17 protein-coding genes and 2 pseudogenes are annotated in these 25,207 nt (G+C 69.6%); 8 read left to right on the top strand and 11 right to left on the bottom strand.

Annotated features, from left to right (window positions below; genetic code table 11):
• Nucleotides 1–55: 55 nt before the first annotated feature.
• A complete protein-coding gene (locus ACQ452_RS07415; RefSeq protein ID WP_433391409.1) occupies nt 56–634 on the bottom strand; it encodes a Uma2 family endonuclease in 579 nt (192 codons plus the stop codon).
• Between the two features lie 168 nt (nt 635–802).
• Nucleotides 803–1,966, bottom strand: a complete 1,164-nt coding sequence (locus tag ACQ452_RS07410) for an IS701 family transposase (RefSeq protein WP_433394022.1) — start codon at nt 1,964–1,966, stop codon at nt 803–805.
• A gap of 430 nt (nt 1,967–2,396) precedes the next feature.
• Here ACQ452_RS07410 and ACQ452_RS07405 point away from each other — a divergent pair.
• A pseudogene (locus tag ACQ452_RS07405) lies at nt 2,397–2,525 on the top strand (IS701 family transposase); the annotation flags it as partial.
• A 544-nt stretch (nt 2,526–3,069) separates the two neighbouring features.
• Here the strand turns inward: ACQ452_RS07405 and ACQ452_RS07400 are convergent.
• The 4 genes from ACQ452_RS07400 to ACQ452_RS07385 form a co-directional block, all read right to left on the bottom strand.
• Nucleotides 3,070–3,693, bottom strand: coding sequence for a hypothetical protein (locus tag ACQ452_RS07400; protein WP_433391406.1), 624 nt, complete (start codon nt 3,691–3,693; stop codon nt 3,070–3,072).
• Between the two features lie 34 nt (nt 3,694–3,727).
• Nucleotides 3,728–4,933 (bottom strand): urease accessory protein UreH domain-containing protein, encoded by a 1,206-nt coding sequence (locus ACQ452_RS07395; RefSeq protein WP_433391404.1) that lies wholly within the window; start codon nt 4,931–4,933, stop codon nt 3,728–3,730.
• Nucleotides 4,934–5,128: 195 nt separating this feature from the next.
• Entirely contained in the window at nt 5,129–6,097 is a 969-nt protein-coding gene (locus ACQ452_RS07390) for an FG-GAP repeat domain-containing protein (protein ID WP_433391401.1), read from the bottom strand.
• Nucleotides 6,012–6,917: a metallophosphoesterase gene (locus ACQ452_RS07385; protein WP_433391398.1), complete on the bottom strand. Its 906-nt coding sequence runs from the start codon at nt 6,915–6,917 to the stop codon at nt 6,012–6,014. Before ACQ452_RS07385 ends, ACQ452_RS07390 begins: the two co-directional genes overlap by 86 nt.
• A 653-nt stretch (nt 6,918–7,570) precedes the next feature.
• Here ACQ452_RS07385 and ACQ452_RS07380 point away from each other — a divergent pair.
• Nucleotides 7,571–8,096: pseudogene (locus ACQ452_RS07380) on the top strand (IS701 family transposase); the annotation flags it as partial.
• A gap of 355 nt (nt 8,097–8,451) precedes the next feature.
• Here the strand turns inward: ACQ452_RS07380 and ACQ452_RS07375 are convergent.
• The 3 genes from ACQ452_RS07375 to ACQ452_RS07365 form a co-directional block, all read right to left on the bottom strand.
• Entirely contained in the window at nt 8,452–8,916 is a 465-nt protein-coding gene (locus ACQ452_RS07375; protein WP_433391397.1) for an SUKH-3 domain-containing protein, read from the bottom strand.
• The gene (locus ACQ452_RS07370) at nt 8,913–15,305 is read right to left on the bottom strand and encodes a polymorphic toxin-type HINT domain-containing protein (RefSeq protein WP_433391394.1); all 6,393 of its coding nucleotides are present in this window, start codon (nt 15,303–15,305) and stop codon (nt 8,913–8,915) included. The genes ACQ452_RS07375 and ACQ452_RS07370 overlap by 4 nt, the downstream gene beginning before the upstream one ends.
• Before the next feature lie 651 nt (nt 15,306–15,956).
• Entirely contained in the window at nt 15,957–16,883 is a 927-nt protein-coding gene (locus ACQ452_RS07365; protein WP_433391391.1) for an endonuclease/exonuclease/phosphatase family protein, read from the bottom strand.
• 172 nt (nt 16,884–17,055) lie between these two features.
• On the opposite strand from ACQ452_RS07365, the gene ACQ452_RS07360 reads away from it, so the two are divergent.
• Nucleotides 17,056–18,372 carry a family 43 glycosylhydrolase gene (locus tag ACQ452_RS07360; RefSeq protein WP_433391389.1) on the top strand — a complete coding sequence of 439 codons (1,317 nt, stop codon included), beginning with the start codon at nt 17,056–17,058 and terminating at the stop codon, nt 18,370–18,372.
• Between the two features lie 144 nt (nt 18,373–18,516).
• Nucleotides 18,517–18,936 carry a hypothetical protein gene (locus ACQ452_RS07355; RefSeq protein WP_433391387.1) on the top strand — a complete coding sequence of 140 codons (420 nt, stop codon included), beginning with the start codon at nt 18,517–18,519 and terminating at the stop codon, nt 18,934–18,936.
• 123 nt (nt 18,937–19,059) lie between these two features.
• On the opposite strand, the gene ACQ452_RS07350 is transcribed toward ACQ452_RS07355, so the two are convergent.
• Entirely contained in the window at nt 19,060–19,617 is a 558-nt protein-coding gene (locus tag ACQ452_RS07350) for a GNAT family N-acetyltransferase (protein ID WP_433391384.1), read from the bottom strand.
• Between the two features lie 168 nt (nt 19,618–19,785).
• On the opposite strand from ACQ452_RS07350, the gene ACQ452_RS07345 reads away from it, so the two are divergent.
• The 3 genes from ACQ452_RS07345 to ACQ452_RS07335 all read left to right on the top strand — a co-directional run bounded on the left by ACQ452_RS07345 (nt 19,786) and on the right by ACQ452_RS07335 (nt 22,140).
• Nucleotides 19,786–19,989: a helix-hairpin-helix domain-containing protein gene (locus ACQ452_RS07345; protein ID WP_433394021.1), complete on the top strand. Its 204-nt coding sequence runs from the start codon at nt 19,786–19,788 to the stop codon at nt 19,987–19,989.
• A gap of 179 nt (nt 19,990–20,168) precedes the next feature.
• Nucleotides 20,169–21,143, top strand: a complete 975-nt coding sequence (locus ACQ452_RS07340) for a peptidoglycan DD-metalloendopeptidase family protein (protein WP_433391381.1) — start codon at nt 20,169–20,171, stop codon at nt 21,141–21,143.
• A gap of 151 nt (nt 21,144–21,294) precedes the next feature.
• On the top strand, nt 21,295–22,140 hold the full coding sequence (locus ACQ452_RS07335; RefSeq protein ID WP_433391379.1) for a YhjD/YihY/BrkB family envelope integrity protein: 846 nt from the start codon (nt 21,295–21,297) through the stop codon (nt 22,138–22,140).
• A gap of 53 nt (nt 22,141–22,193) precedes the next feature.
• Here ACQ452_RS07335 and ACQ452_RS07330 read toward each other — a convergent pair whose 3' ends face one another.
• Nucleotides 22,194–24,377 carry an MMPL family transporter gene (locus ACQ452_RS07330; protein ID WP_433391376.1) on the bottom strand — a complete coding sequence of 728 codons (2,184 nt, stop codon included), beginning with the start codon at nt 24,375–24,377 and terminating at the stop codon, nt 22,194–22,196.
• 103 nt (nt 24,378–24,480) lie between these two features.
• Here ACQ452_RS07330 and ACQ452_RS07325 point away from each other — a divergent pair, with 103 nt between their 5' ends.
• On the top strand, nt 24,481–25,206 hold the full coding sequence (locus tag ACQ452_RS07325; protein ID WP_433391374.1) for a TetR/AcrR family transcriptional regulator: 726 nt from the start codon (nt 24,481–24,483) through the stop codon (nt 25,204–25,206).
• Nucleotide 25,207 lies beyond the last annotated feature (1 nt).

The following is a 25,207-nucleotide window of genomic DNA, read 5'->3' as shown; positions in this document are numbered from 1 at the left end:
GCCTCTTCGCCGAGCAGGTCGGCCGGGTCGATGGAAAACTCGAACGGCTGCCGCATCACGAACCGGGTGCCGGCGGCAGCGGCGGCAACGGGCCGGTACTCCCCCTCGCAAGCTCGAACAACGCGATGGTGGGTACCCGGTTACGCAGGTCGACGCGGAGGAAGAACGGCACGCCGACGGCGGCGTACTCCCGGGGCCGGTCGATGATGTCCTTGCGCCGGTTGCCCGGCGAGACGATCTCACCGAGCAGCACGGCGTGCCTGATGTCCATCGTCGTCCGTCCCCCACCCGGAACGTCGAGGATGACGATGTCCGGAATGAAGAGGTCGTCGCCCGAGACGACGTTGGCCTCGAGGTAGAGCCACAGTTTGGCGCGGCGGGCCGCCTGCTTGAGCAGGTACGCGAGATCCAACTCCGCGTCCTGGTGGTCGTATCCGGCGTGTGGGGTCACGATCACGCTTCCGCTCAGGACCTCAACCTTGGGGCCGTTGGTTTCCGGCAACAGGTCGAGGGCGAGCTGGGCGTTCCACGGCTCGTCGCGCCATCCGAGCACGTCGAACGACGGCCCGGTGGGCTGCGGCGCGGGCTCGGGTCGCTGCGGCGCCGGCTCGGGCGCGAAAGCTGCCTGGGCCATCCGGGCTCACCCCCTCAGCGGACATTCTGCTCAGCTCAGCCTAGTACTCCAGCCGTACCTGGTGGAGTCGGAGTCTTCGCTGGTAGTGAGCTGTTCTGGCGCGGTATTGGTGTCGGCGTCGCCATCGTGACCATCGATGGATGTGGTCGAAGGGTCGGATGGTGGTGATCAGGTGTGCCAGCAGACGGCGGACCTCGCCGAGGGTGAGGGGAATGAGGCCGTCGTGGTCGGATGCGGCGCCCCCTTTTTGGCCTGGGCGGCGGTGACGGCGAGGTAGGCGTGGGCGCACAGAACGAGAGTTATGTGCCGGTACCAGGCGTCGTACCGCCGCACCTGGTAGTGGTCCAGGCCGACTTCGGTTTTGGCGGTCTGGAAGCACTCCTCGACCGCCCACCGGGTCCCGGCGATGCGGATCAGGTCCTCGTCGAGCGTCTCGGCGGGGCCGAAGCACAGGTAGTAGGCCAGGTCCGTGGGGTCGGTGATGCTGCGGCGGATCAGCAGCCAGTGGCCGTAGTCGTCGTCAACGCCGGGCAGGGAGGCCACGGCCCAGTCGTAGAGCCGTGGCCCTTTGGCGCCGTCGCCGCAGCTGCGGCGCTTCCACGCCAGCCTTGGCGCGGCGGCGGCGAGAACGTCCGGGCGGGAGTTTCCCACCATGGTCGGGACCCGCTGGTTGCGGGGAACGGCCAGGACGTAGCCGATTCGCTGCTGCTGCAACCACGTCCGGAACTTCGAGTCCTGCCCGTAGGCCTCGTCCGCGGTTACCCATCTCGCTGGCAGGCCGGCGACGATGGCGCGTTCGACCATCCGCAGCCCCAGCGCAGGCTTCGTGGCGAACTCGACGTTCGCGGCGATGCCGGCCTCAGCGCGGCGGGCGGGGTCGTCGCACCAGCCGCGGGGTAGATACAACTCACGGTCGATCAGCGTGCGCCCGGCCGGGCTGGCGTAGGCGAGGAACACCCCGAGCTGGCAATTCTCCGTCCGCCCGGCCGTGCCCGAGTACTGGCGCTGCACCCCGGCCGACTTGATCCCCTTCTTCAGGAACCCGGTCTCGTCGACGATCAGCACCCCGTCGTCGTGGCCGAGGTGCTCGGTCACGTAGACGAACAGGTCGTCACGAACAGCGTCCGGGTCCCACGCGGACCTGTTGAGCAGCCGTTGCATCCGGTCCGGCGTGGTGTCGCCGGCGGCCTCTGCCAAGGTCCAGCCGTTCTTACTGGCCAGCGGCGACAGCAACCCGACCAGATAGGTCAGCGCCTGCCGGCGCGGCTCCGCCCGCCCGAACCGGTGCGCGAACCGCGCCAGCAGATCGTCCAACCCTGCCCGCCAGCCCACGATCTCATCGATCAACACAAGCACGGGAGCCTGCCCGCCCTCCGACGGACCACAACAGACAGACGGTGCGACCACGCCACCCATACGCCGAATAGCATCGACATCCGCAGCTGCACGGCCGGCATGACTCAGACGCCGATCATGCCTATGAGCTGCTGAAACTTCAGATCAGGCAAGTGCGGCTGGAGTACTAGTACTCCAACGTCACTTGGCTTCGGCGTTGGGCGTGGCGCGGGCATGAAGACGGCCACCACGTTGATCATCGATGGTTGTGAGGACAACCGAGGATTGCGCGATGGCCGTGGGCCACAGCTTAAAACCCCGCTAGGTGACGGGTCATCCTCGACGAGGCGGTCACGCGTGTCGCTGACCGGTTCGTGCGGGCGAAGCCCCGTCGGACGGCCGGGCAGTTCATGGAAGGGCTGCTGATGAGTGGCAGCACCGCAGCTGCGGACCCGGGGCGAAAGGACCCCGCGACTACCTGTGGGCGTGGATCACTATCGCCACCAGCCCCGTCGAGTATCGGTGGCTGCTGATCCGCCGCAATCGCACCACTGGCGCCACCATCCAGTCCACCAACGCAGGTGCGCTCGCCTGTGTCAAGCCCTGGGTTTGGTGGAGAGTTGGTTATCTGGGTTTTCAGGGGTGTCGTGACCGGGTGGGTCATCGCGTGCTGCTCCCGGAAGGAGTCGACGAACTCGACCTTCACCGCGACGGACGGTCCAACTCCGCCGCGAAGAAAGACGCCTCGGACTTCAAAATCTGGTTCGCCCGCCGCAGCTCACGATTCTCCGTTCCAGCGCGGCGATACGTTCCGCGTCGCTGCTGGTCGTGCCCGGCCGCTGCCCGGCGTCGGTCTCGGCTTGCTACACCCACGTCCGCAACGCCTCCGGATGAACGCCGAGCTGCCCGGCGATTCGTCGGATCGCGCCGGTCGCGGACGCCGAGTCCCGGCGCGCCTCGACCGCCAACTGGGTCGCACGCTCACGCAGCTCATCGGGTACTTCTTCGGTGCGAGCATCGCTGGTGTTCTTCCCAGGTTTCGATGTCTCCATCAAACCCGGTGCGGGACACGGCTCGTTCGTTCCGGTGCTACGAGTTCGTCACGAGCAGGCGGACAGTAGGGCCTGCTCGGCGGCTCTCAGCTCGGGTAGGGCGATGACGCCGGAGAGTTCGGCCTGGTCGCCGCTGGCCCCTTCGACGAGGACGATGGCCTGCTCCACCGACAGCTGGTAGGCGAGGATCACCTTTTTGAGCTTCGGGTCGTCGGCGCGTTCGGCACTGGTGGCGACGTCAACGTGTGCTGCGCCGAAGATGATCAGCAGATCGTTGGTGGCCTTGGCGATGTCGCCGGCCGGGAGGTTCTTCTGGGCAAGGGTGGCCGCCACTGGGGCGAGGGCATCGAGGGTCGTCCTGCGGGCGGCCTTCACCGCGGCGCACACGCTCTCGTTGTCGCCCCGCGTGGGGTAGACGCCCGGCGTGGGGTAGACGCCCGGCGTGGGGTAGACGCCCGGCGTGGGGTAGACGCCCGGCGTGTTGGTGCCGCCCGGCGTGTTGGTGCCGCCCGGCGTGTTGGTGCCGCCCGGCGTGTTGGTGCCGCCCGGCGTGTTGGTGGCCGGGGCGGAGTGGACGGTCGGGCCCCGGGACACTTCGCGTGCCGTGGCGCACCCGGCAGTTCCAGCCAGTACCAGAGCCGCCAGGGCGGTGGCGAGCGAACGTCCTGTCATGGATCCCACGATGCTCATCGTCCTTTCAGCGGGTTCAGAAAGCGAATGTGGCTCGGGCCGCCAGCCCGAATCCCAGCGCGATGATGACAGAGCCGGTGACTTCGGCCGGCACGGTGAGGCGACCGAGCCAGTTCCAGCGGTCACGGATGCGCAGTAGCAGCAGCCCGGCAGCGGTCAACGTCGCGGCCATGCCGAGACCGTAGAGGAAGATCAGGATGATGCCGAGCCAGAGCCGGCCCAGCGCCGCCGCGCCGAGCAGCACCACGAGGGCGGTGGGGCTGGGCACCAGGCCCCCGGCGATACCAAGGAGGGTGAGGCTCTTCGTGTCGTGCTGGTGGTGATGGTGATGGTGATGGCCGTGATGGTCGTGGCGATGGGCGCGCCGATGGCGCAAAGCATTGATTAGCATCCCTATGCCAACCACGGCGACCAGGGCGCCGCTGGCCATGCCTAGCCATTTGAGCACAGACTCCGCCGCCAGACCGGCCAGCGCGGTGGTGGCGATGCCCAGGATCAGCACACCGGAGGTGTGCGTGAGCGTGACTGTCCCGCCGACGATGACCGCGTCACGGCGCCTGCCCTGGCGACCGGCAAGGTAGAGGGCCATCACGGTCTTGCCGTGCCCGGGGAGGGCCGCGTGGGCGGCGCCGAGCAGCATGGCCATGAGAACGGCGAGCACGAGGACGAGAGGGTTCGGATCACCGAGGGCGCGGGCGAGCCAGTCCTCGCCACGCTGCAACCAACCGCGGTCGGGCGCGGAGCTGGGAGCAGACCGGGACGCATCAGTGCCGGACTGCACGGACACCTCGGCCGAACGCTCGTACCCCGGCATGTTGGCTGGCAGGGCAACGCCCTTGCCCACCAGTACCACCTGGTTGGCGCCAACGCGATCGGGCAGGTAGTTGTTCACGGCCGAGACTGTTGCTGACGTGCTCAGCTCGGCCGGAGCAGAAAGTTGGCAGGTGAGCCGACTGGTCTCGACACCCGGTGCTCCCAGCCGCTCCAACCGTTGTGACTGAACGGTCCATCGCAGGGCGTGGCCGTCGACTCGGGTGTCCAGATGCGAGGCGAAAGCGGTGCAGTCAGGGGTGATCTGCTTGGTCGGTACTTCCCCGATGTCGAGTACGGCAGAGACGTCGACGCGATCCTTGTGCAGCGTCAGCTCAACAATCTGGTCGACCGAGAACGGCGTCAAGGGGTGAGCGGCGAGCGCCGCGCCGAGCAGGACCGTGGTGATCACAACGCACTCTCTCTCGCGGTGGCAAGAACAGTCGGGCCCTGTGGAGGTACGGCATACCCAGCCGTACCTCCACAACGTCACCTGTAGCGACATGCCGTCATCTGAACGTTTTCACGTGGAGACGCCGCACCTTGCCCGGCACGATCGCCCTGCCGCACTCGCCGGTGTTGCCGGATTCCGGAGACGGCGCCACTCTTACTGGGACACCTCACCGAAGCGCAGCATGCCTAGTGGGACTGTCGAATCGAGGAGATTGATCCAGCTGGTTTGGCCTGCGCTGGAATACATCCACTGGGTACCGTCGACGGCGAATACGTCGGTGCGGCCGTCGCCGTTGAAGTCGCCGAAGCGCAGGTGCTCGAGTCCGACGGTGGAGGCGGCGAGGCCGATCCAGTTTGTTTGGCCTGCGTCGGAGTATCTCCATGTGGTGCCGTTGGCGTTGAACACGTCGGTGCGGCCGTCGCCGTTGAAGTCGCCGAAGCGCAGGTGCTCGAGTCCGACGGTCGAGTCGGAGAGCTTGATCCAGTTTGTTTGGCCTGCGTCGGAGTATCTCCACTGGGTGCCGTTGGCGTTGAACACGTCGGTGCGGCCGTCGCCGTTGAAGTCGCCGAAGCGCAGGTGCTCGAGTCCGACGGTCGAGTCGGAGAGCTTGATCCAGTTTGTTTGGCCTGCGTCGGAGTATCTCCATGTGGTGCCGTTGGCGTTGAACACGTCGGTGCGGCCGTCGCCGTTGAAGTCGCCGAAGCGCAGGTGCTCGAGTCCGACGGTCGAGTCGGAGAGCTTGATCCAGCCTGTTTGGCCTGCGTCGGAGTATCTCCACTGGGTGCCGTCGGCGTTGAACACGTCGGTGCGGCCGTCGCCGTTGAAGTCGCCGAAGCGCAGGTGCTCGAGTCCGACTGTGGAGGCGGCCAGGTCGACCCAGCTGGATTGAGCCGCGCTGGAATACGCCCACTTGCTGCCGTTGGCGGTGAATATGTCGGTACGGTGATCATTGTTGAAATCGAGCTGGCGACCAGTGATGAACTCGCCCTGATGCGAACGGACAGGATTGATGTTACTGATAGTGAACTGATCTCTCTCATCCGTCATATTGCGGTTGAGAAATGGTGAGTAGGTCTTGACGTCCAGGCTGCCGGCGGCCGCGTTGTAGGTGAGGACCCGCATGTAGCTGTTGGGTTTCGCGCTCGGTGCCGTTCTGGTAGTCGGCCTGGATCTGGTGGACCGTGTTGCCGTGGATACCCTGCTGGCTGATCTTACCCGAGTTGCGGTAATGGCCCGAGAACGTGAACCGGAAGTTGGCGTGCTTGCTCACCAGGTTGTTCCACAGCCGGTTGCCGTTGCTGTCCCTCGTGTTGCCGTTCTGGTAGGCGTGTGTGACCAGAATGGCGTTGTGCCGGGGGTGCGCCGAAACCACCTGGTTCGCCCAGTTGATCTCGGCATCGCTTGGCGCGTACTTCAGTGCCAGCACCAGCCAGTCCACGCCGCCCGCCCTGAACGTGTGGTAGGCGTTGTCATTCTTGGCGGTCGGGTAAGTGTCGCCAAATGACGGCAGGGCCGTAAAGGTGCTTCGCGGATAGTGGGTGTTGTATTGCACTGTGGTGCGGGTCGTCGAAGCGGTACCCGCGTCGAGGTCGTGGTTGCCTACACCGATGATGTAAGGAACGTCATCGGTGGGCAGGCCCATCGCGCTCTTGCTGTTTCTCCACTGGAACAACTCGTTGGACTTGTTGACGACGTCGCCGACATGCATCACGTACTTGATGTTCCGCGCGCTCTGCTGGTTGTCCACCCACTGCATCTGCGCGCGGAACAGCTCGGGCCATGTCTCGGCAGACATCTGGGTGTCAGGTAACACCACCAACGTGAAGTTCTCCGCGGCCTGCGCCTGCGCCTGCGCCTGCGGTACCTGGGTGTATGGCGCGACTGCCACGAGAGTGGCCGAAACGACCATCGCGAGAACGCGAGTGCTCTTGCTGATCCTCATCCTGCACTTCCATCCAGAGTCGGTCGAGCTGAGCTGCGGCAGTCCACGCACCCTGATCCGCGGCTGCGTGACTGGGTGGCGCCCGAGGGTGAGGCACAGCTCGCATTCCAATGCCGCTATCGTCGGATAGTTTCAAGGTCGAGGAACCCAGGTGCAAGATAATTACATAGGAAGATATCGATTCGTTATAACCCTGGTTCAGTCGCAGACGTACATGGCGGCGCGGACGCACCCGGTCGGCTACATCAGCAGCCGGTTCCACCTCAACCCGTGGGTCGGCGACCGGGAGGTGGACGTGGGCGCCCGGCAAGCCGAGACCGGCCTACCGGAGAGAGGCGGCCGCACTGGACGCCCTGGCGGGACGCTGCGGCGGATTCGAGGGCAACGCGCAGACCCTGCGGGTGCCCACCCGCCTAGTACTCCAACGTCACTTGGCTTCGGCGTTGCGCGTGGCGCGGGCATGAAGACGGCCACCACGTTGATCATCGATGATTGTGAGGACAACCGAGGATTGCGCGATGGCCGTGGGCCACAGCTTAAAACCCCGCTAGGTGGCGGGTCATCCTCGACGAGGCGGTCACGCGTGTCGCTGACCGGTTCGTGCGGGCGAAGCCCCGTCGGACGGCCGGGCAGTTCATGGAAGGGCTGCTGATGAGTGGCAGCACCGCAGCTGCGGACCCGGGGCGAAAGGACCCCGCGACTACCTGTGGGCGTGGATCACTATCGCCACCAGCCCCGTCGAGTATCGGTGGCTGCTGATCCGCCGCAATCGCACCACTGGCGAGCTGGTGTTCTGCCTGTGCTGGTCACCCCGCCCAGTGCCGCTGCACACCCTCGTGACCGTCGCCGGCTCCCGATGGAGCATCGAAGAGCTGTTCCAGACCGGCAAAGGCCAGATCGGCCTGGACCACTACCAGGTCCGCGGCTGGAACCGGCTGGCACCGATTCATCACCCTGGCCATGCTCGCCCTGGCCGTCCTGACCATCCTCGCCGCGCAGCAGCCCGACACCGACCCGGAGATCATCACGTTGACCGCCGCCGAGATCCGCCGACTCCTCAACGCCTTCGTCCTCGCCGTGACGCTCCCACCAGAACACACCCTGCACTGGTCGATCTGGCGACGAACATCCCAAGCCCGAGCCCGCCGATCCCACTACCAGCGCAGACAGGCCAAGTGACGTTGGAGCACTAACCAACAGCAGGTCGCCGATCGCATGGGCGTCACCACAGGAGCTGCCCCCGACCGAAGCCGGGGGCCGGGTGCACGTGCTACAGGCCCACGCCCCCGCGACACGGAGCAAACTCCGGCACCAAGAGCTGCTGGTCAATCGGATTCGCCTCGGATCACCATGCCCTGACTGGCCACGAAACACTCCGACGCCTATCCGGGCGACGGCACGACCGGCCTGTTCGCCCGCACGCCCGACGGCGGCTTCTGGCTCTACCCCGGCGACGGGCCTGAACAGTCACCTGTTCAGGCCCGTCGCCGGTTTCGCACCGGTTCGAAGGACCGACGCCAGTCGTAGATGCGTGTTACGCCATTGGCAGCCGGACGGGGCTCACCTGATGAAAGATCCTCCAGATGGCCGCCTTGCCATCCTCGCCATAGAGCGCCAGGAAGTCGTCGTATCCGCCGAAGACCTGGCCGGACGGGGCAACCATCAACACAACATGGTTTGACGCGGCCAGTCCCACCGGCGCGAGCCGTTGACCAACGCGGCGCTCGTAATCATGCACCCTGGAAGGGTTGGCTGCGCCGGTGGCGCGGACCGCGTCGAGCACACATTCATGGGATCCGCCCACGGCGACGTGTCGTGGATATTCGAAGGTCATTCCATCGAACTGGTTGACAAAATCAACTGCCGCAGCTGATGGCGCGTGCCCCCGGGCAGTCCACACCGATATGACCGGTTCGAGATCCACCTGCCGATCAGGGCTCCAGCCCAACCCGGTCAGAAGCCCGACGAGCGACGCGTCGCTGGCCTTACCCCCAGTCATCCCGGCGTCCTCTCGGTCGCACCGCCACCAACCAGGATCAGGCGACACCAGCCACAGGATGGGAACGGAGTGAGGTCGTCCATTCTGACGGTCCCGAACTCGATCTCGTCAAGACGGGCACCCACGTCATTCATCACGTTGTTGCACGCGTGGAATTCAGCACAGGTCCCGGGATCCCATTCCTCGACATGGTGCCCGCTTGCTTGCATGTCCTGCGCCTGCCGTAGGCCAGGCGACAATCCCGGGTTGACTCTCGCTGGGACTGCGCCGCTCTCGCCCGTTCTGACCTCACCCGTGTAGCCATCCCGCGCAGCCGCGACAGCGGTGTTGTTGGTATTGCTGCCTCCGGCGGCCTGCCTTGCGATACCGCACAGGTCGTCGTTGTTGTTGTGGACCAGGACCGGCGCGTTGCCGGCGAGCACATAGTACGCGTGGATGTCGTCGACGGTGAGGTCATACGTGACGTGTTCGTCGTGGTACTTCCGGACCGCTCCGACCTGCACGTATGTGCCGGACGAGGTCCGCAGCAGCTCGCCCGGCTTCAGGTCGCCCGCGTCGACCCAGCTCTCCCGGGTGACGGACCAGAACTTGTGGTGGTCGGTCGTGGTGAGCGTGTCGCCGTCGACCGTGACGTCGACGTACTCCTTGTCGCTGTCGGTGCGGATCGTGTGGGTGACCTGGCGGGCTTCGGTGCGGCCCGAGCCCGGGTCGGTCGCGAGCACGGTGTCACCCGGCTCGACCTCTTCGATCGCCTTGCGTGTGCCGTCGGCGAGCAGGACCCCGGTGCCGGCGACGAAGCTGTTCTTGCACTTGCCACCGCCGCCGGTGGGCTTGGCGTCGGCGTCGGCCTTGGGCTTGGTCTTGGCCTTCGCCTTTGCCGCAAGTGCCTTGGCGCGCGCCGCCGCAGCCGCAGCCGCCTTCCTGGCCGCCGCCTCCGCTGCCGCCTTCACCGCGGCGGCCTTCTGGGCCGCTTCCCTGGCCGCCGCCGCTGCCGCCGCCTTCGCCGCCTCGGCGGCCCGTTCGGCGTTGCGGAGGATGGCCCGGGCCCAGTCGAGTTCCTTGAGGAACGTGACGACGGCCTTGCCGGCCCGGAAGATCGATTCGGCGATCTTCTTCGCCTTGAAGATCTTGCCCCAGGGCAGCGCACCGATGATCATCGAGACGCAGGCGCCCAGGTCGCCCTTGAGGCAGTTGATGATGTCGTTGATCCCGAGGAACTCCATCAGGATCTGGCCGCCGGCCTCCAGGACCACGTCCAGCACCGTCTTGCTCTGGATCTGCTGGGCCCTGGCGACGTCCTCCGGGTTCGACTGCGGGGCACCCGTCGCCGCCGCCGGCTCCGGGGTCGCCCCCGTCGGGTCGGTGTACGACGTCGGGTTGTTGTCGGCGTACGTGTACGGCGAGGTCGCCGCGCCGCCCATCGGCATCGGGTCGGTGGTGGTGAACCGACCGGTGCCCGGGTTGTAGTTGCGGGCCCGCAGATAGTAGTTGCCGCTGCCGGTGGTCGAGTCCTGGTACGCCCCGCCGTACTGCAACGGGTTCTCCGGCGCGCCGGCCTGGCCCTCCGCTCCGCCGCCGCCCAGGGTGGGCCCGGCGCGCGGGTTGCCGAACGGGTCGTAGTCGTAGCCGACCGACGGCGCCCCGGTCGGGGTGAGCATGTTCGCCACGCCGCCGAGCCAGTCGTGGGTGTACGAGTGTGCCCCGGTCGCCGGGTCCAGCAGCGCCAGCGGCTCGTCGTCCGGCCCGTACGTGAAGCCGCGCTTCTCGGCCGTCTGCCCGTTGGCGTCGGTCACGGTGTCGACGGCGATCTGCGGCAGGGTGCCGGAGACGTCCCAGGACCAGCGCTGGGTGGCCTGTTCCGCCTTGCCCGGGTCGGTGGTGGCGGTCAGCCGCAGCCCGTCGGCGCCGTAGGCGAAGACCGCCTCCCGGCCGGCGACCTTCGCCCTGGCGAGGGTGCTGTCGAGGTGGTACTCGAAGCGGTCCGTGCCCGCCCGGGTCTGGTTGCCGTTGACGTCGTAGTCGTAGACCTTGGTGGTGATGTGCAGCGGCTCGAGGAGGATCTCCTTGGTGAGCTGGTTGGCGGGGTCGTAGTGGTAGGTGGTGGTGTCGTTGCCGGCGCTGCCCGTGCGCTTCTGGCTGAGCCGGTTGCCCATCAGGTCGTAGCGGTAGTCGATCCGCCCGGTGGGCCTGCTCTTCTCGTCACAGGAGGTGGCGGCGTAGCAGGCCGAGGTGAGCCGGTCGGCCTTGTCGTAGGCGTACGCCACCGACTCGGAGGTGCCGCCCCGGGTGGTGACCACCCGGCTGGGGTTGCCGACCTCGTCGAGGTCGAGCTGGAACTTCGAGACCGGGTCCTGCGGCACCGCGATCGGGGCGACCGGGGCCGACGGATCCGACGCGTCCCCCGCCCCGTCGGCGTCGTGGGCGGCGACCGTGAAGGTGTACGCCGTGCCGGCGTCCAGCCCGTGCACCACCGCGCTCGTCGCGTTCGCGCCGACGGTGGTCTTCTTGCCGCCCGGTGAGGCGGTCACCGTGTAACCGGCGATGTCGTTGTCCCTGGGCGCCTTCCAGGCGACCACGGCCAGGCCGGCGCCCGGCTGGGCGGTCACGTTTGTCGGCGCGTCGGGGCGGTCACCGAAGGCGAGCAGCCCGCCGTCCGGCAGCTTGACCTGCGCCGCCTCGGATGCCCGTTCCGTGCCGATGCCGGTCAGCCGGCCGGCGTCGTCGTACGCGCGCCGCTCGATCAGCCCGGTCGCGGCCGGCAGCCGGGTGACCTCCCGCCGGCCCGCCACGTCGTAGTCGAATCCCCAGGTCGCCGGGGTGGCGCCGACGGATCCGCCCGCGGCGGTAAGCGTCTTCATCTGGCTGTCCGCGTCGTACGTCGCGGAGACCTTCGTGCCGTCCGGGTACTCGCGCAGCGTGATGTTGCCGCGTGCGTCGTACTCGTAGCGGAACTTCTCCTCCAGGCTCGCCTCGACGCGGGTGACGGACTGGATCTGGTCCTCGTCGTCGTAGGTGACCGTCCGGTGGCCGGTCGGGTCGACGTACGCGGTGGTCCGGTCCTTGGCGTCGTAGCGCCAGGAGTAGCGCGGCCCCCCGCTGCCGAGGGTGCGGGTGTCGCGGCGGTTGACGATGTCGTAGCTGTCGACGATGGTGCGCTTGGCCCGCTCGGTGGGGGAGATCAGCTCCAGGGCCCCGCGGGTCAGCGTCGAGACGCGGTTGCCCTCGACGTCGTAGCCGTACTCGGTGATGCGACCCAGCGGGTCGGTCTCCTTGGTCAACCGGCCGCCGTCGTCGTACGACATCCAGGTGCGGTAGCCGTTCGGGTCGCGTACGGAGGCGACCAGGCCGTCGTCGAAGTAGTCGTAGACGGTCGTGTGGCGGGTCGGGTCGAGCAGGTCGCGCGGGGCGTCCGGGGTGCGCACGGTGCGCGGCAGGTTGTCGTCGCGGTAGGTGTAGTGCGTGGTGCGGTTCTTGGCGTCGGTGACCGAGGTCAGCCGGTTGTTCGCGTCGTAGGAGTAGGTCGTGGTGTGGTCGAGCGGGTCGACGATCCGCGACGGGTTGCCGGCCGGGTCGTACTCGTGGTGGGTGGTGAAGCGCTCCTTGTCGGCACCCGGGAGGTTGCCCCGGGGCTCGGTGGCGCTGGCCAGCATGCCGTCGTCGTCGTAGACGAAGCTGCTGATGCCGCCGGTCGCCCGCTTCGTCTTGACCTTGTTGCCCGCCTCGTCGTACTCGTACTCGACGACGCCCTGCTCAGGGTCCTTGATGCGGGTCTGCTGGCCGTTGTCGTCGTACCCCATCTCGGTGCGGCGTTGCAGGTTGTCCTCGGCGGCGGTGACGTTGCCGACGTTGTCCCGCTGGAACGTCGACTGCTTGTTGTGCTCGTCCGTCTTGGACGTCGTCCGGTCCAGTTCGTCGACGCCGATGTCGCGCTTGACGGTGATGCCGCCCGGATAGGGGCGCTCCATGCGCAGCGGGTTGTCGTTCGCGTCGTAGAAGTAGGTGGTGGTGAAGTCGGCCGGGTTCGCGCCGGAGAGGTTGCCGCGCGGCGAGGTGACCTTGTGCAGCAGGCCCTTGGCGTTGTAGGCGTAGGTCGTTGTCGGGTCGGGCTGGTCGTCAAGCTCCATCCGGGCCGAGGCGCGCCGGCCCGCGTCGGTGTAGGTGTAGGACATCGTCCGGCGCGGATCCTCGACGGCTTTGAGCAGGCCGTTGTCGAAGTACCGGTATTCGGTGCGGGCACCCAGCGGCGTCGTCTGGGCGGCCGTCCGGCCGAGGTCGTCGTAGCTGGTCCGCCACGGGTGGAGCTTGCCCGGCTCGCGGACGGCGACGGTGCGGTCCTGGGCGTCGAACTCGTAGCGGGTGGTGTAGTCGCCACGGTCGGCGTTCGGCACCGTGCCGCGCGGGTCGGTCATGGCGACCTGCCGGCCGACCTTGTCGTACGTCAACTCGACCCGGCGACCCAGCGGCGAGGTGACCGCCCTCGGCAGGCCGCTGTTCGGGTCACCGGCCGGCAGGTACTCGTACCGGGTGACCTTCTTGCGCTGGTCGGTCTGGGTGACCAGCAGCCCGCGCTCGTCGTAGGCGTAGGTGATGGTGTTCTTCTTCGCGTCGGTGCTCTTGACCAGCTCGTCGAACTCGTTGTATTCGTCCTCCCACACCTTGCCGTTGCCGTCGGTGTGCCGGGTCGGGTTGTTGCGGGCGTCGTAGGTGGTCTTCTCGTCGAAGTTCAGCGACTGCGGCGCCCGACGGCGCGTCCGGTTGCCCCGGTCGTCGAACTCCGACTCGTGCTGGCTGTGCTTGCCGTTGACGACCAGGCCCCGGTTGAGCGCGCCGTCATAGCGGTGGTGCTCCGAGTCGCCGTTGCCGCGCTGGGTGTAGACCAGCACGTTGCCCCGGTAGCCGTCGTAAACCCGCACCCCGTCGGCGTCGGTCGTCAGCGACTCCTGCCGGTCGGCGCTCCACTCGAACGTGGTCGCCTTGCCCAGCGCGTCGAGCTGCCGCACCACCCGGCCGTCCGCGTCGTACTCGGTGCGGACCTCGACGACCCCGTCCGGGTTGGTGACGTTCGCGAGCAGGCCGTTGGGGCCGTACCCGTACTTCCAGAGCTTGCCGCGCGCGTCCAGGTGCCCGGTGAGCACCGTGCCGGTGTAGAAGAACCTCACCTTGCGCTGGTCGGGCAGGCCGATCTCCCGGATCAGGCCAGCCTCGACGGCCACCTTCGCCGCCCGCCCCGAGGCGTCCGTGACGGTGATGCCGGTTTCGGTGTACGCCAACCGCACGCCCATCCCGCGCGGGTTGGTGACCGAGATCAGCCGTCCCCGGGCGTCGAAGGTGTGCGCGATGTTGCGCGGGGTGGTCAGCTCCCAGCCGTCCCCCGCCCTGCGCAGGTTCGACCGCACGCCGGGCGGGCGGCGGTAGCTCTCCCCGTCCAGCCGGTAGGTCGCCTCGGCGCCGTCCTCGGCCCGGACGATCGCGCCGCCGTCGGTCGCGGTCACCGTCATGCCGTACGACCAGGCCCAGCCGGGGCCGAACGGCCCGACGCCGTTGGCCGACGAGTAGGTGCGCGAGGAGGCGAACGGCACCCCGAACGACGCCATCGACAGGTCCTGCTCGGACTGGACGAACGCCCCGATCGCGGTGTTGACGCCGTTGGCCCGGATCGCCTGGCCGGCGCTGGTCAGTGCGAGCGCGTTGCCGCAGCCGCAGCCGGCCGCCTGACCGCGCGGGATCGCGGGCGGCTCGATGGTGGTCCGGGGCTGCGCCTCGGCCGGCGCGGAGACGATCTCGCGGCTGTCGTCCAGGATCGCCGTGACGGTGACCTCGTAGGTCCGGCCGGCGTCCAGCACCCAGCCCTGGTCCTTGCCGAACGAGCGGCAGTAGTCGCGCTGGCCGGAGCAGGCCGACCGGGCGATCTCGTCGCGGGTGAGGGTGGTCGAGGCCTGCTCGGTCTGCGTCTGCTTGTCGTAGGCGGTGACCCGCCAGGTCGACCACGCGGGCGCGTCGGCGTCGACGTTGAAGTAGAGGCTCAGCGAGGTGTCCCCGAGCAGGAAGCCGGGGCGCAGCAGCACGTCGGTGAAGACGCGGTCCTCGGGGGCGACCCGGGCATCGGTACGCCGGGCCCAGTCGGCCCGGGCCAGCGCCCGGGGCGTGCCGTCGGCGCGCACCTGCGGGGGGACCACGGGCGGTCGCTTGTCGGGCGGGAAGGCCGTGTCGGGGCGTACGCCCTTCGGCATCGGTCTGTCGACGGGCCCCTGCCCGGCCGAGGGGGGCGCCGGGGCCTGCGCCACCGCCGCCCGGCTGCTCTTGGCTGGCGGCGCCAGCGTGACGATCAGGATCAGCGTGCAGGCGCTCGCCAACCAACGTGTTCGGCTCAGCGCGGTACGACTGGACAAGGTCGATTCCTCCCCCGTGGGCGGAGATGCCTGTGGATCCCAGTTGATCCGTAGACGAGCATAGGCGCTGATCTATTGACTGAATTAGTCGCCTTCTTTACAGAAGTTCACTTCGGGAATCGCGAGCGAGACTCCGCGGATTGTCGATGCCGACAATTTCTCGATCATTACGGCTTCGCGGGCGCGGCCGACGCGGGAGGCCACCGGACCCGAAGCCACCCGCCTCGGGAGCGGCCCCCAGCAGCCAGGATCCCGCCGCCCGCTGCCGCGCCGCCGGGGGTGGGCACCGACGACGCCCGCGCGGGTGGGCGCTCCGCTGGTCAGCGCAATTCGCATCCGTACGCCGAATGCGTCGGGACGCACGCCCCCGCCCGCGCCTGACCGAGTTCGACAGAAATCGCACCGCAGCAACCGGTGATCAGGACGACATGGACGTTATCCGGCCGCTTTAAGGTGCATGGCGTCCTGATCACCACTGATTGGCCGGACGCCGGCACCAACGCCTGATGTCACAAACGACTCAGTTCGAAAGCGGTCGCACGGGCCCACCACTCCCGCACCGCCATCGCACCACGGCACACGGACCACAGGCGCGAGGCCGCACGACGAGGCACCCGCCGGGGTCACGTGCGGCCCCGGCGGGGCCGTCGGTCAGTCGACGGAGACCGTCACCGTGCCGGTCACCACGCGATGATCCGAGCAGGCGCCGATGGTGCAGGTGGTCGGGATGGCCAGCGAGTCGGCGGTGTAGCCACCGGCGAGCCGGTTCTCCCGTACGAAGATCAGGTCGATCTTGCTGCCGAGGCCGCACGGCCCGCCGGTGTTGCCGGCCGACACGGTGGTCTCGCCGTAGCCGACGCAGCGGGAGTCCAGATCGTCCAGTTCCCGGTAGAAGCCGGTGTTGCCGGCGTTGTTGGCCACGTCGAGACTCGGCGCGTACCAGTTGTCCAGCCGGCCGTAGTGGGGCTGGGCGTTGAAGTCCCCGGCGGTGAGCACGGTGTCACCGTTCGCCGCGAAGGTCTCCAGCCGGCTGCGCACCGAGTTCAACTGCTGCACGTTGATCGCCGTGCCGTTGACGACCGTGTTCGACGGCGTGATGTGCGTGGCGCAGAACCGCAGCCGCGGCTTGGCGGACAGCGGGGCGCAGAGCAGGGTCCGCCGCTCGGCGCTGCCGTCCGACGGCAGCGTGTAGCGGTTCGCCGCGCCCAGTGGTGCCTTACTGAAGATGGCGTTGCCGAACGCCTGCCCGTTGCAGACCGTGTCCCGCGACGACTCGAAGCGGGCGAAGTTGGTGGAGTCCTGCGGCCAGCCGGAGGCCCTCAGGTCGGCGACGATCGCCTGGTACTGCTGGTAGCAGAGCTCGTTGAGGGCGACGAAGTCAGCGCCGCGGCTGCGGATCGAGCCGGTCAGGGCCGGAATGAGGCCGTCGGTGGCCGAGGCCCGGTGCATGGTCCAGCCCGCGACGTTCCAGACCCAGAGGTCGTACGTCGCCGTGGTGGCCGCCGAGGCCGGGGCCGCCGAGGTGAGGGCGAGGACGAACGCGCCGAGGACGGCGACACCGAGCCTGACCAACCGCATGCGTCTCCCCGATCAATCTGATCTCCGCCGATTCAGCGGAGATGATGACACGGGCAGCGCGGTCGGACGGTCCCCGAAACAGGGCACCCGTCACCCCGACAACGAGGTGCACCACCGGCGACCCCCACGCAAGAAACTTTCATCGCATCGACGATTGTGCTTGACTCCAGTCATGCGAAGAGGTCTCGTCTGGCTGGCGGTCGCACTCGCCTTCAGTTCACTGCTCGTCCACCCGGGCGCGGCCACGGCCGCCACCGTCGCACCGTCGCTGGTCATCGCCAGCGACTTCCCCGACCCCGACGTCGTCAAGTTCGGCGGGACCTACTACGCGTACTCCACCAACAACGGCCACGGCAACGTCCCGGTCGCCACGGCCAGCTCGCTGACGGGGGCGTGGACCAGGCGGGCCGACGCGATGCCGACCCTCGGCGCCTGGGCCAACGGCGGCCTGACCTGGGCACCGGACGTGTCCCAGCGGGCCGACGGGCGATACCTGCTCTACTACACCGCCCGCAGCCGCGCCACCGGCCGGCAGTGCCTCGGCGCGGCGCTGGCCGCCTCGCCGCTCGGGCCGTTCGCCAGCGTCGGCACCGGACCGCTGATCTGCAACGCCGGCGAGGGCGGCGACATCGACGCGGCGAGCTTCACCGACAGCACCGGGCTGCGTTACCTGCTCTACAAGGACGACGGCAACGCCATCGGCCAGCCGACGAGCCTCTGGCTGCAACGGGTCGCGGCCGACGGCGTGACGCTCCAGGGCACCCGGGTCGAGCTGCTGCGCAGCGGTCGCGCCGAGGAGGGCGGCATCATCGAGGCGCCGGTGCTGACCAAGGTCGGCGCGCAGTACGTGCTCTTCTACTCGCTCGGGGGCTACGGCGGCGACGGCTACCAGACCAGCTACGCCACGTCGACGTCGCTGACCGGCCCGTACACCAAGGCGTACCGCTCGTTGCTTACCACCGCGTCGATGGACTCGACGGTACGCGGGCCGGGCGGCGCGGACGTGGTGCGCGAGGCGGGCGGCGACCACATCGTCTTCCACGGTTGGATCAACAACTACTCCGCCCGGGGGATGTACGTGGCGGCGCTCGGCTGGACCGGCGGGTACCCCGTGGTGCGGGGCAGTCGCGTGCGCTACGAGGCCGAACGCGGCGGGCTCAACCACTGCGCGGTGCGCGCCGCCCCGAACACGTCACAGGGCCAGGTCGTGGCGTACATGGACTATGCGGACAGTTGGGTCGACGTCACCGTCTTCGCGCCCCGGGCCGGCGGCTACCGCGCCCACGTCGCCTACGCGGCGGGCTACGGCGACGCCCAGCACACACTGACCGTCAACGGGACAAACCCGAAGATCGTCAGCTACCCCAACACCGGCTGGGACGTCTGGCGGCAGGTCGGCGTCGACGTCACGCTCAACGCGGGCTACAACACGCTGCGGTTCACCCACCTGAGCCGCTGGGCGGAAGTCGACTTCATCGAGGTGGCGTAACCCGGCGGGCTGGGCTGCTCAGGCGCGGGGGTCGAACCGACCCGCCCGGGTGGCCCGCACGAAGCCCGTCCAGGCCGCCGCGTCGAAGCTCAGCGCCGCCCCGGCCGGCCCTTGCTGTCCGAGGTCGACGGCTTCGGATATGACGTGGGGTTGTCGCCATCCGAGATCCGGGAACGGCTCCGCGCCGGGGTGGTCTACCGGGTCGGGATGGAACTACCCGGGTTGGGTCCGGTCGCCGTGACGTACGACGGCACCCCGCGTGCCCCTGTGCCGGCCATCGAGCACCCGGTTCTGCTGGTACTGGAGGCCAACGAGTTCGGCATCCCCCGCGAGGTGTGGTCAGCAGCCGACAGCACGGCCGCCGGCCAGCGTCAACAGCGAGTCATGCGGCTCATGGAGGCGCTGTGCGACATGCTCGACCCTGCGTACGCGGTCCTCGGGGCCTGGCGCAACGGCGTCTTCTATTCCGGCTGGTTCCTCGGGCCGGCACGGGACCAGGCGGGGTTCCGAGCCGGGTGGCACGCCTCGTCGCGTCTCGTGGGAGAGGCGTTGGCGACACGCTGAGCTGCCGTGCCTGCCCTTCGGGGCAGGCACGGCACACACCAGCCTCGGGGATGGCCCGCCGCCATCCGCGGCGGTTCCGCTCCGCGGGGCCGGTCCGGGCAGGACGTCGCGCCCGGCGGTTCCTCACCCGGGTGCGACCAGCCCGTCGGTCAACACGAAGGTCTCCAGGGACTCGCCGCCGTACCAGTCCGTGCGACGGCCCACGTGGGTCATGCCGAGCCGGCGGGCCACCGCCATCGACGCCTCGTTGCCGGGCGCCACCACCGCGTAGACCTCCCGGGTGCCGGTGGCCAGCTCCCGCGCCGCCACGGCCCGGGCCGCCTCGGTGGCGTACCCGTGGCCCCAGGATTCGGGGTGCAGGTGCCAGCCCACCTCGATGTCGTCGGTCGGCACGCTCTCGTCCCGCCCGGGCAGCGGTTTGAGCAGCACGGTGCCGGCCACGACGCCGGTGTCGCGGACCTCGATCGCCCAGGTCCCGTACCGGTCGCCGTGCCCCGCGTGCCGTTCCCGCCAGCTCGCGAGCCGCTCGGCGGCCTGCGCGGGGTCGGTCATCGGCAGGCCGGGCGCGTTAAGCCAGCGGGCGATCTCCGGCCGGGAGTAGATGTCGAAGATCCGGGCCAGGTCGGCCGGCTCGGCGGTCCAGTCCCGCAGGACCAGGCGTTCCGTGGCGAGGATTCCCATGGCCGCCGATCCTAGTGCTCCACTGTCACGCGACCATCGCGTCGGGCTGTGGCGGGCACGAGGACCGCCATCGCGGGCCTGACACGACTGATGCCGCCTGGGAGGCGTGTCCGGCCGATCGCGGCGTGCCACCGGGGAACAGCGCAGCCAGGGGCCGGACGCGGCATGATGAAGGGCGTGGATTCCTCCCTCGACACGCTACCGAAGATCGGTGCACCAGCGACGCGGGCCCTGAACAACGCCGGTTACCCGAGCCTGCGTGATCTCGCAGGGGTGCCGCGGGCCGAGTTGGCCAAGCTGCACGGCATGGGACCGAAAGCGCTCGAAACCATCCAGAGCGCGCTCGCTCAACGCAACCTGAGCCTGGGCTAGCGACTCACGGTCCAGCCAGGACACCAGCCACGTCACCGGCGCGGGGACGCGCCGGCGGGGACCGGGAGCCGCAGGGCGCACCATGTTGATCTATGTATACTTCTTACGATCATCGATCCTTGTTGGTTGAATACCTTCAACCGCCCGCCCTCGTACCCCTGCCCCCCGGAGGCTCCTTCGTGAAACTCGCCACCGCCACGCGCACCGCCGTCGCCGGCCTGGCCGCGACGGCCATGGTGCTGCTCGGCCCGGCCGGATCCGCGTCCGCGGCGACCACCACCGTGGACAACGCGACCGCCGGACGCTTCACCGCCAGCACGAACTGGGGCACGTCGGCCTGGGCCGGTCAGAAGTACGGCGCCGACTACCGCTTCGCGACGCCCTACACCGGGGGCAGCGACGCCGCCTGGTTCACCGCGTCGATCCCGGCGGCCGGCGCGCACCTCGTCGAGGTGTGGTACCCGGCCGACGCCGGATACAACAGCGCCACCCCGTTCATCGTCGCGACCAGCAGCGGCAACCAGACCGTGGTCGTGGACCAGCGCGCCAACGGGGGCCGCTGGGTCAGCCTCGGCACCTTCACGCTCGCCGCCGGCGACCGTCCCGTCGTCGGCGTCAGCCGGTGGTCCACCGCCACGGGTTACGTCGTCGCGGACGCCGTCCGGGTGACCTCCACGACCGCCGGCAACCCCACCTCCGCCCTGCCGCTGGCGAAGAGCGTGCTGCCGCGCAGCGAGTACGACGACCCGCACCACGACTACCCCGCCATCGACCTGCCGGTCAACACCGGCACCAGGGCGTACGCCGTGCGCGCCGGCACCGTGACCATCATCAACGACAGCTCCTGCGGCCAGGGCGTCAACCTCACCGGCACCGACGGGGCGGTCTACACCTACTGCCACTTCTCGGCGTGGTCGGTCAGCAACGGCGCGACGGTCGCCGCCGGGCAGCAGGTCGGCCTCACCGGCAACACCGGCAACTCCACCGGCCCGCACCTGCACTTCGGCGTCCGCACCGGCAGCACCCGGCGGTGCCCGCAGAACCTCCTGCTCGCGCTCTACGACGGGGTGACCCCGCCGGCGGCGACGAGCCTGCCCACCTCCGGCTGCTCCTACGCCACCTTCGGCACTGCCCGGGTCGCCCCGCTGGGCTGAGCACCGTCACTCCCCGCGCGCCGGGGCCACCGGACGATCCCGCCCGGTGGCCCCGGCGTTCGTCTCCGGCCGGGTTGCGCCGCCGGGCCGCGTACCGGGGCGGGTTGCGATCTCGTGAGTGACGAGGGCCCGTACGGGGAAAGGAACGCCGATGGGCAGCGGATGGCAGCGGGCGAAGCGGATCACCAGCGCGGCGTTCCGTCCGCTGCGGGGCCGGGACCTGTCCCTGCACGCCGCCGCCATCACCTTCTACGGAGCGGTCGCCGTGGTGCCGGTGGCCCTGCTGGCGATCTGGCTGACGTCGCTGCTGGCCGGGGCCGACCGGGTACGCCGGCTCACCTCGTACGCCGTGGAGACGCTGCCGGACGCGATCGACGCCCCCCGGGCGGTGCAGGCGCTGGTCGAGGCCGGGGTGGGGCTGACCCCGCTGCTGGCGTTGGCGTCGCTGCTGCCGGCGTCGCTCTACGGCGAGGGGCTGCGCCGCGCCTTCGTCTCGGTCGCCGCGCCGCGCAGCGAGGAGTCGCTGGTGGGCTGGCGGGGCCGCCTGCTGCTGCTGCCCCTGCTGGCGCCGGCCCCGGCCCTGCTGCTGTCGATCCTGCTGGCGCTGCCGACGACCACCGGGCTGGTCCGGCAGGGCGGGTGGTCCGGTGTGCTGGGGGTGGTGCTGTCGTTCCTGGCGGTCTGGCTGGTGCTCACCCCGGTGCTGCTCTGGGTGTTCCGGGTGGTCGGCCCGGCGTCGCCCGACTGGCTCTCCGCGCTGGGCGTCGGGTCGTTCACCGCGGCCAACCTCTCCGGATTCCTGCACGGCTTCGTGCTCTTCGCCTCGCTCCCGATCGACCTGGGCGTGCCGTTCGGGGGCTTCGACGAGATCGGCGCGGGGGTGGCCGTGCTGCTCTGGCTCTACCTCTTCCACGTGATCGTGCTGGCCGGCTACTCCGCCACCCTCGCCCTCTCCCGCTGGCGCGTCCGCCGCGCCGCCGCCGGCGTCGACGCCTGAGGTGGGCGGGCCGCCGGGCGCTGCCCCCGACCCGCCGACCACGCGGCGGAGCGCTACCGCCGCGCGGTGTGGGCGGGGGTCGGGGCGGGGGCGCGGTCCGGTTCCGTCGTCTCGTGCAGGCCGAAGCGGCGGTGGACGCGGGCGAGCGGGCCGGGCGCCCACCAGTTCCAGCGGCCCAACAGCCGCATCGTGGCCGGCACCAGCAGCGCCCGGACCAGCGTCGCGTCCACCACGATCGCCACGATCATGCCGATCCCGATGAGCTTGATGTACGCCATCTCGCCGGTGGCGAAGCCGGCCACCACGATGATCAGCAACAGCGCGGCGGCGGTGATGATCCGCCCGGTGTGCTGGAGCGCGGTGGCCACCGAGGCGGTGTTGTCGCCCGTGCGTTCCCACTCCTCGCGCACCCGGGAGAGCAGGAACACCTCGTAGTCGGTCGCCAACCCGAAGAGCACGGCGAGCATGAGGATCGGGTTGCTCGGTTCGATGAACCCCGTCGGGGTGAAGCCGATCAGGTCGGCGAAGTGCCCGTCCTGGAAGATCCAGACCACCACGCCGAACGACGCACCGATCGACACCAGGTTCATCAGCACCGCCTTGACCGGCAGCACCACCGAGCCGAAGGCGAGGAACAGCAGGACCAGGATCGCGGCGGCCATCAGCAGGGCCATCCAGGGCAGCCGGTCGGCGAGGCCGTCGATCAGGTCGAGGTCGACGCCGGGCCGGCCGCCGACGAGCACCTCGGCACCGGCCGGCGCGGGCAGGTCGCGCAGCGCCCGGACCACGTCGTGCGCGGCGTCGCCGGTCGGCTCGCCCGGGTAGGTCACCGTCAGCAGCGTCGACGCGCCCCGGTTGGCCGCCACCTGCACCCCGGTCACACCGGGCGCGGCGGCCACCCGGTCGGTGAAGGGCCGCACCTGCTCCGGGGAGGCCCCGGAGACCAGCACGTCGATCGGCGCGATCGTGCCGCCGGAGAACTCCGTGGCGATCCGCTCGGAGACCACCCGGGGTTCGGCGCTCGCCGGCAGCACCCGGTCGTCGAACCCGCCGAACTCCATCCGCAGGGTCGGCGCGGCCAGCAGCAGGAGCAGCGCGGTCACCCCGACCAGGTAGCGCACGGGGCGGCGCATCACGCTGTGCGCGATCCGGGCCCAGACGCCACCCGTCGCACCCGCCGCCGGCCGCCCCCGGCGCGCGCCACGCCGCCACGGCAGCGGTACGCGCAGCGCGTCGATCCGGGGGCCGAGCACCGCGAGCAGGGCCGGCAGCACGGTCAACGACGCCAGCATGGCGACCAGCACGGCGGCCATCCCGCCGAGCCCCATGGAGCGCAGGAACGCCTGGGGGAAGATCAGCAGGCTGGCCATGGCGGTCGCGATGGTGAGCCCGGAGACGAGCACCGTCCGCCCGGCAGTGGCCATGGTGCGACGGATCGCGGCGGGGGTGTCGTGGCCGGCGGCCAACTCCTCGCGGAACCGGCTCACCACGAACAGGGCGTAGTCGACCGCCATGCCCAGGCCGATCAGGGTGATCACGTTGATCGCGAAGACGGACACGTCGGTGACCATGTTGAGCAGCCGGACCGCGACGAACGCGCCGAGGATGGCCAGCCCGCCGATCAGCAGGGGCATGGACGCCGCCACCAGCCCACCGAAGATCAGCACGAGCAGCACCAGCAGCACCGGCAGGGAGAGCAGTTCCGCGCGGGTGATGTCCTCGGTGGTCTGCACGTTCGACTCGTGCAGGGCCGCCGTCGCGCCGCCGACCTCGGTCCGTACGCCGGGTGCCGCTAGGGCGGGCCGCAGTCGCTCGTACGCGGCGGCCTTGTCGTCCTTGTCGGCGGCCCGCAACTGCACGAGCGCATAGGTGGCCCGGCGGTCGGTGGAGAGCAGCGCGGGGGCCGGGGTGTCGTACCAGGTGGTGACGGTGGTGATCTCGGGTCGTGCGCGCAGCCCGGCGACCGTGGCGGCGACCGGGTCGCGGAAGGCCGGCTGGTCGACTGTCGACGCGTCGCTTGACCAGAGCACCACCAGGTCCGCGCCCTGCGGCCCCAGCTCCCGGGTGATCCGCTCGGCGGCCCGGCTGGACTCGCTTGCCGGGTCGTCGAACCCGCCGCCGGTGAGCTGGCCGAAGACTCCCACCCCCCAGGTGGAGCCGACCGCGACCAGTGCCAGGGCGGCGGCCAGCACCACCCAGCGCGACCGCACCACCAGGCGTCCCCACCAGGCGAACATTCGACTCCCCCTCCGCCGACCGCTAACCTGTGACCATCACTCACTTGAGTGAACGCCGTTAACTATCGCAACGGCGGTCGATTCGGTCAAGGGAGTCAGCCGGATGGACGCACCGAGCCGACGGGAACGCCTACGCTCGGCGACGGTTGCCGAGATCAAGGACGGGGCGCGGCGGCTGCTGGTGACGGGCGGGGTGGAAGCCATCTCCCTGCGCGCCATCGCCCGCGAGATGGGCATGACCGCGCCGGCCATCTACCGCTACTTCCCCAGCCTGGAGGCGCTGGTCGCGGCGCTCGCCGGCGACCTCTACGACGAGCTGCGGCTGCGGGTGGCGGTGGCCCGGGACGACGCCGGGGCCGAGCCGGTCGACCAGTTGCTGGCCATGTCCCGGGCGTTTCGCACCTGGTCGGTGACGCACCCCGCCGAGTTCGGGCTGATCTTCGGCGCCCCGGGCCCCGGACGCCACACCCTGGCCGGTGACCGCGGCGGCCCGGAGCATCCCGGGGCCCGCTTCGGTGCGGTCTTCATCCAGCCGATCCTCGCCCGCTGGCAGCGCTCCCCCTTCGCCACCCCGCCCCCCGAGTTGCTCCGGCGGCGCCTGGGCGGGCGGCTGGAGCCGCTACGGCTCAGCCACGGCGACGTGCCGGTCGAGGTCGCGTACGCCTTCCTCTCCGGCTGGACCCGGCTCTACGGCCTCGTCGCCATGGAGGTCTTCCACCAGTTCGCCTGGGCGGTCACCGACGCCGAGGCGCTGTTCGAGCTGGAGCTGGAGATGCTCACCGCCCAACTGCTGGCCGACCCGCCGACGGGCGGTGACACGCCCTGCTGAG

The sequence above is a fragment of the Micromonospora sp. KLBMP9576 genome (assembly GCF_050941805.1).
GTDB lineage: Bacteria > Actinomycetota > Actinomycetes > Mycobacteriales > Micromonosporaceae > Micromonospora.
This window is presented reverse-complemented; position numbering and strand designations above follow the sequence as displayed.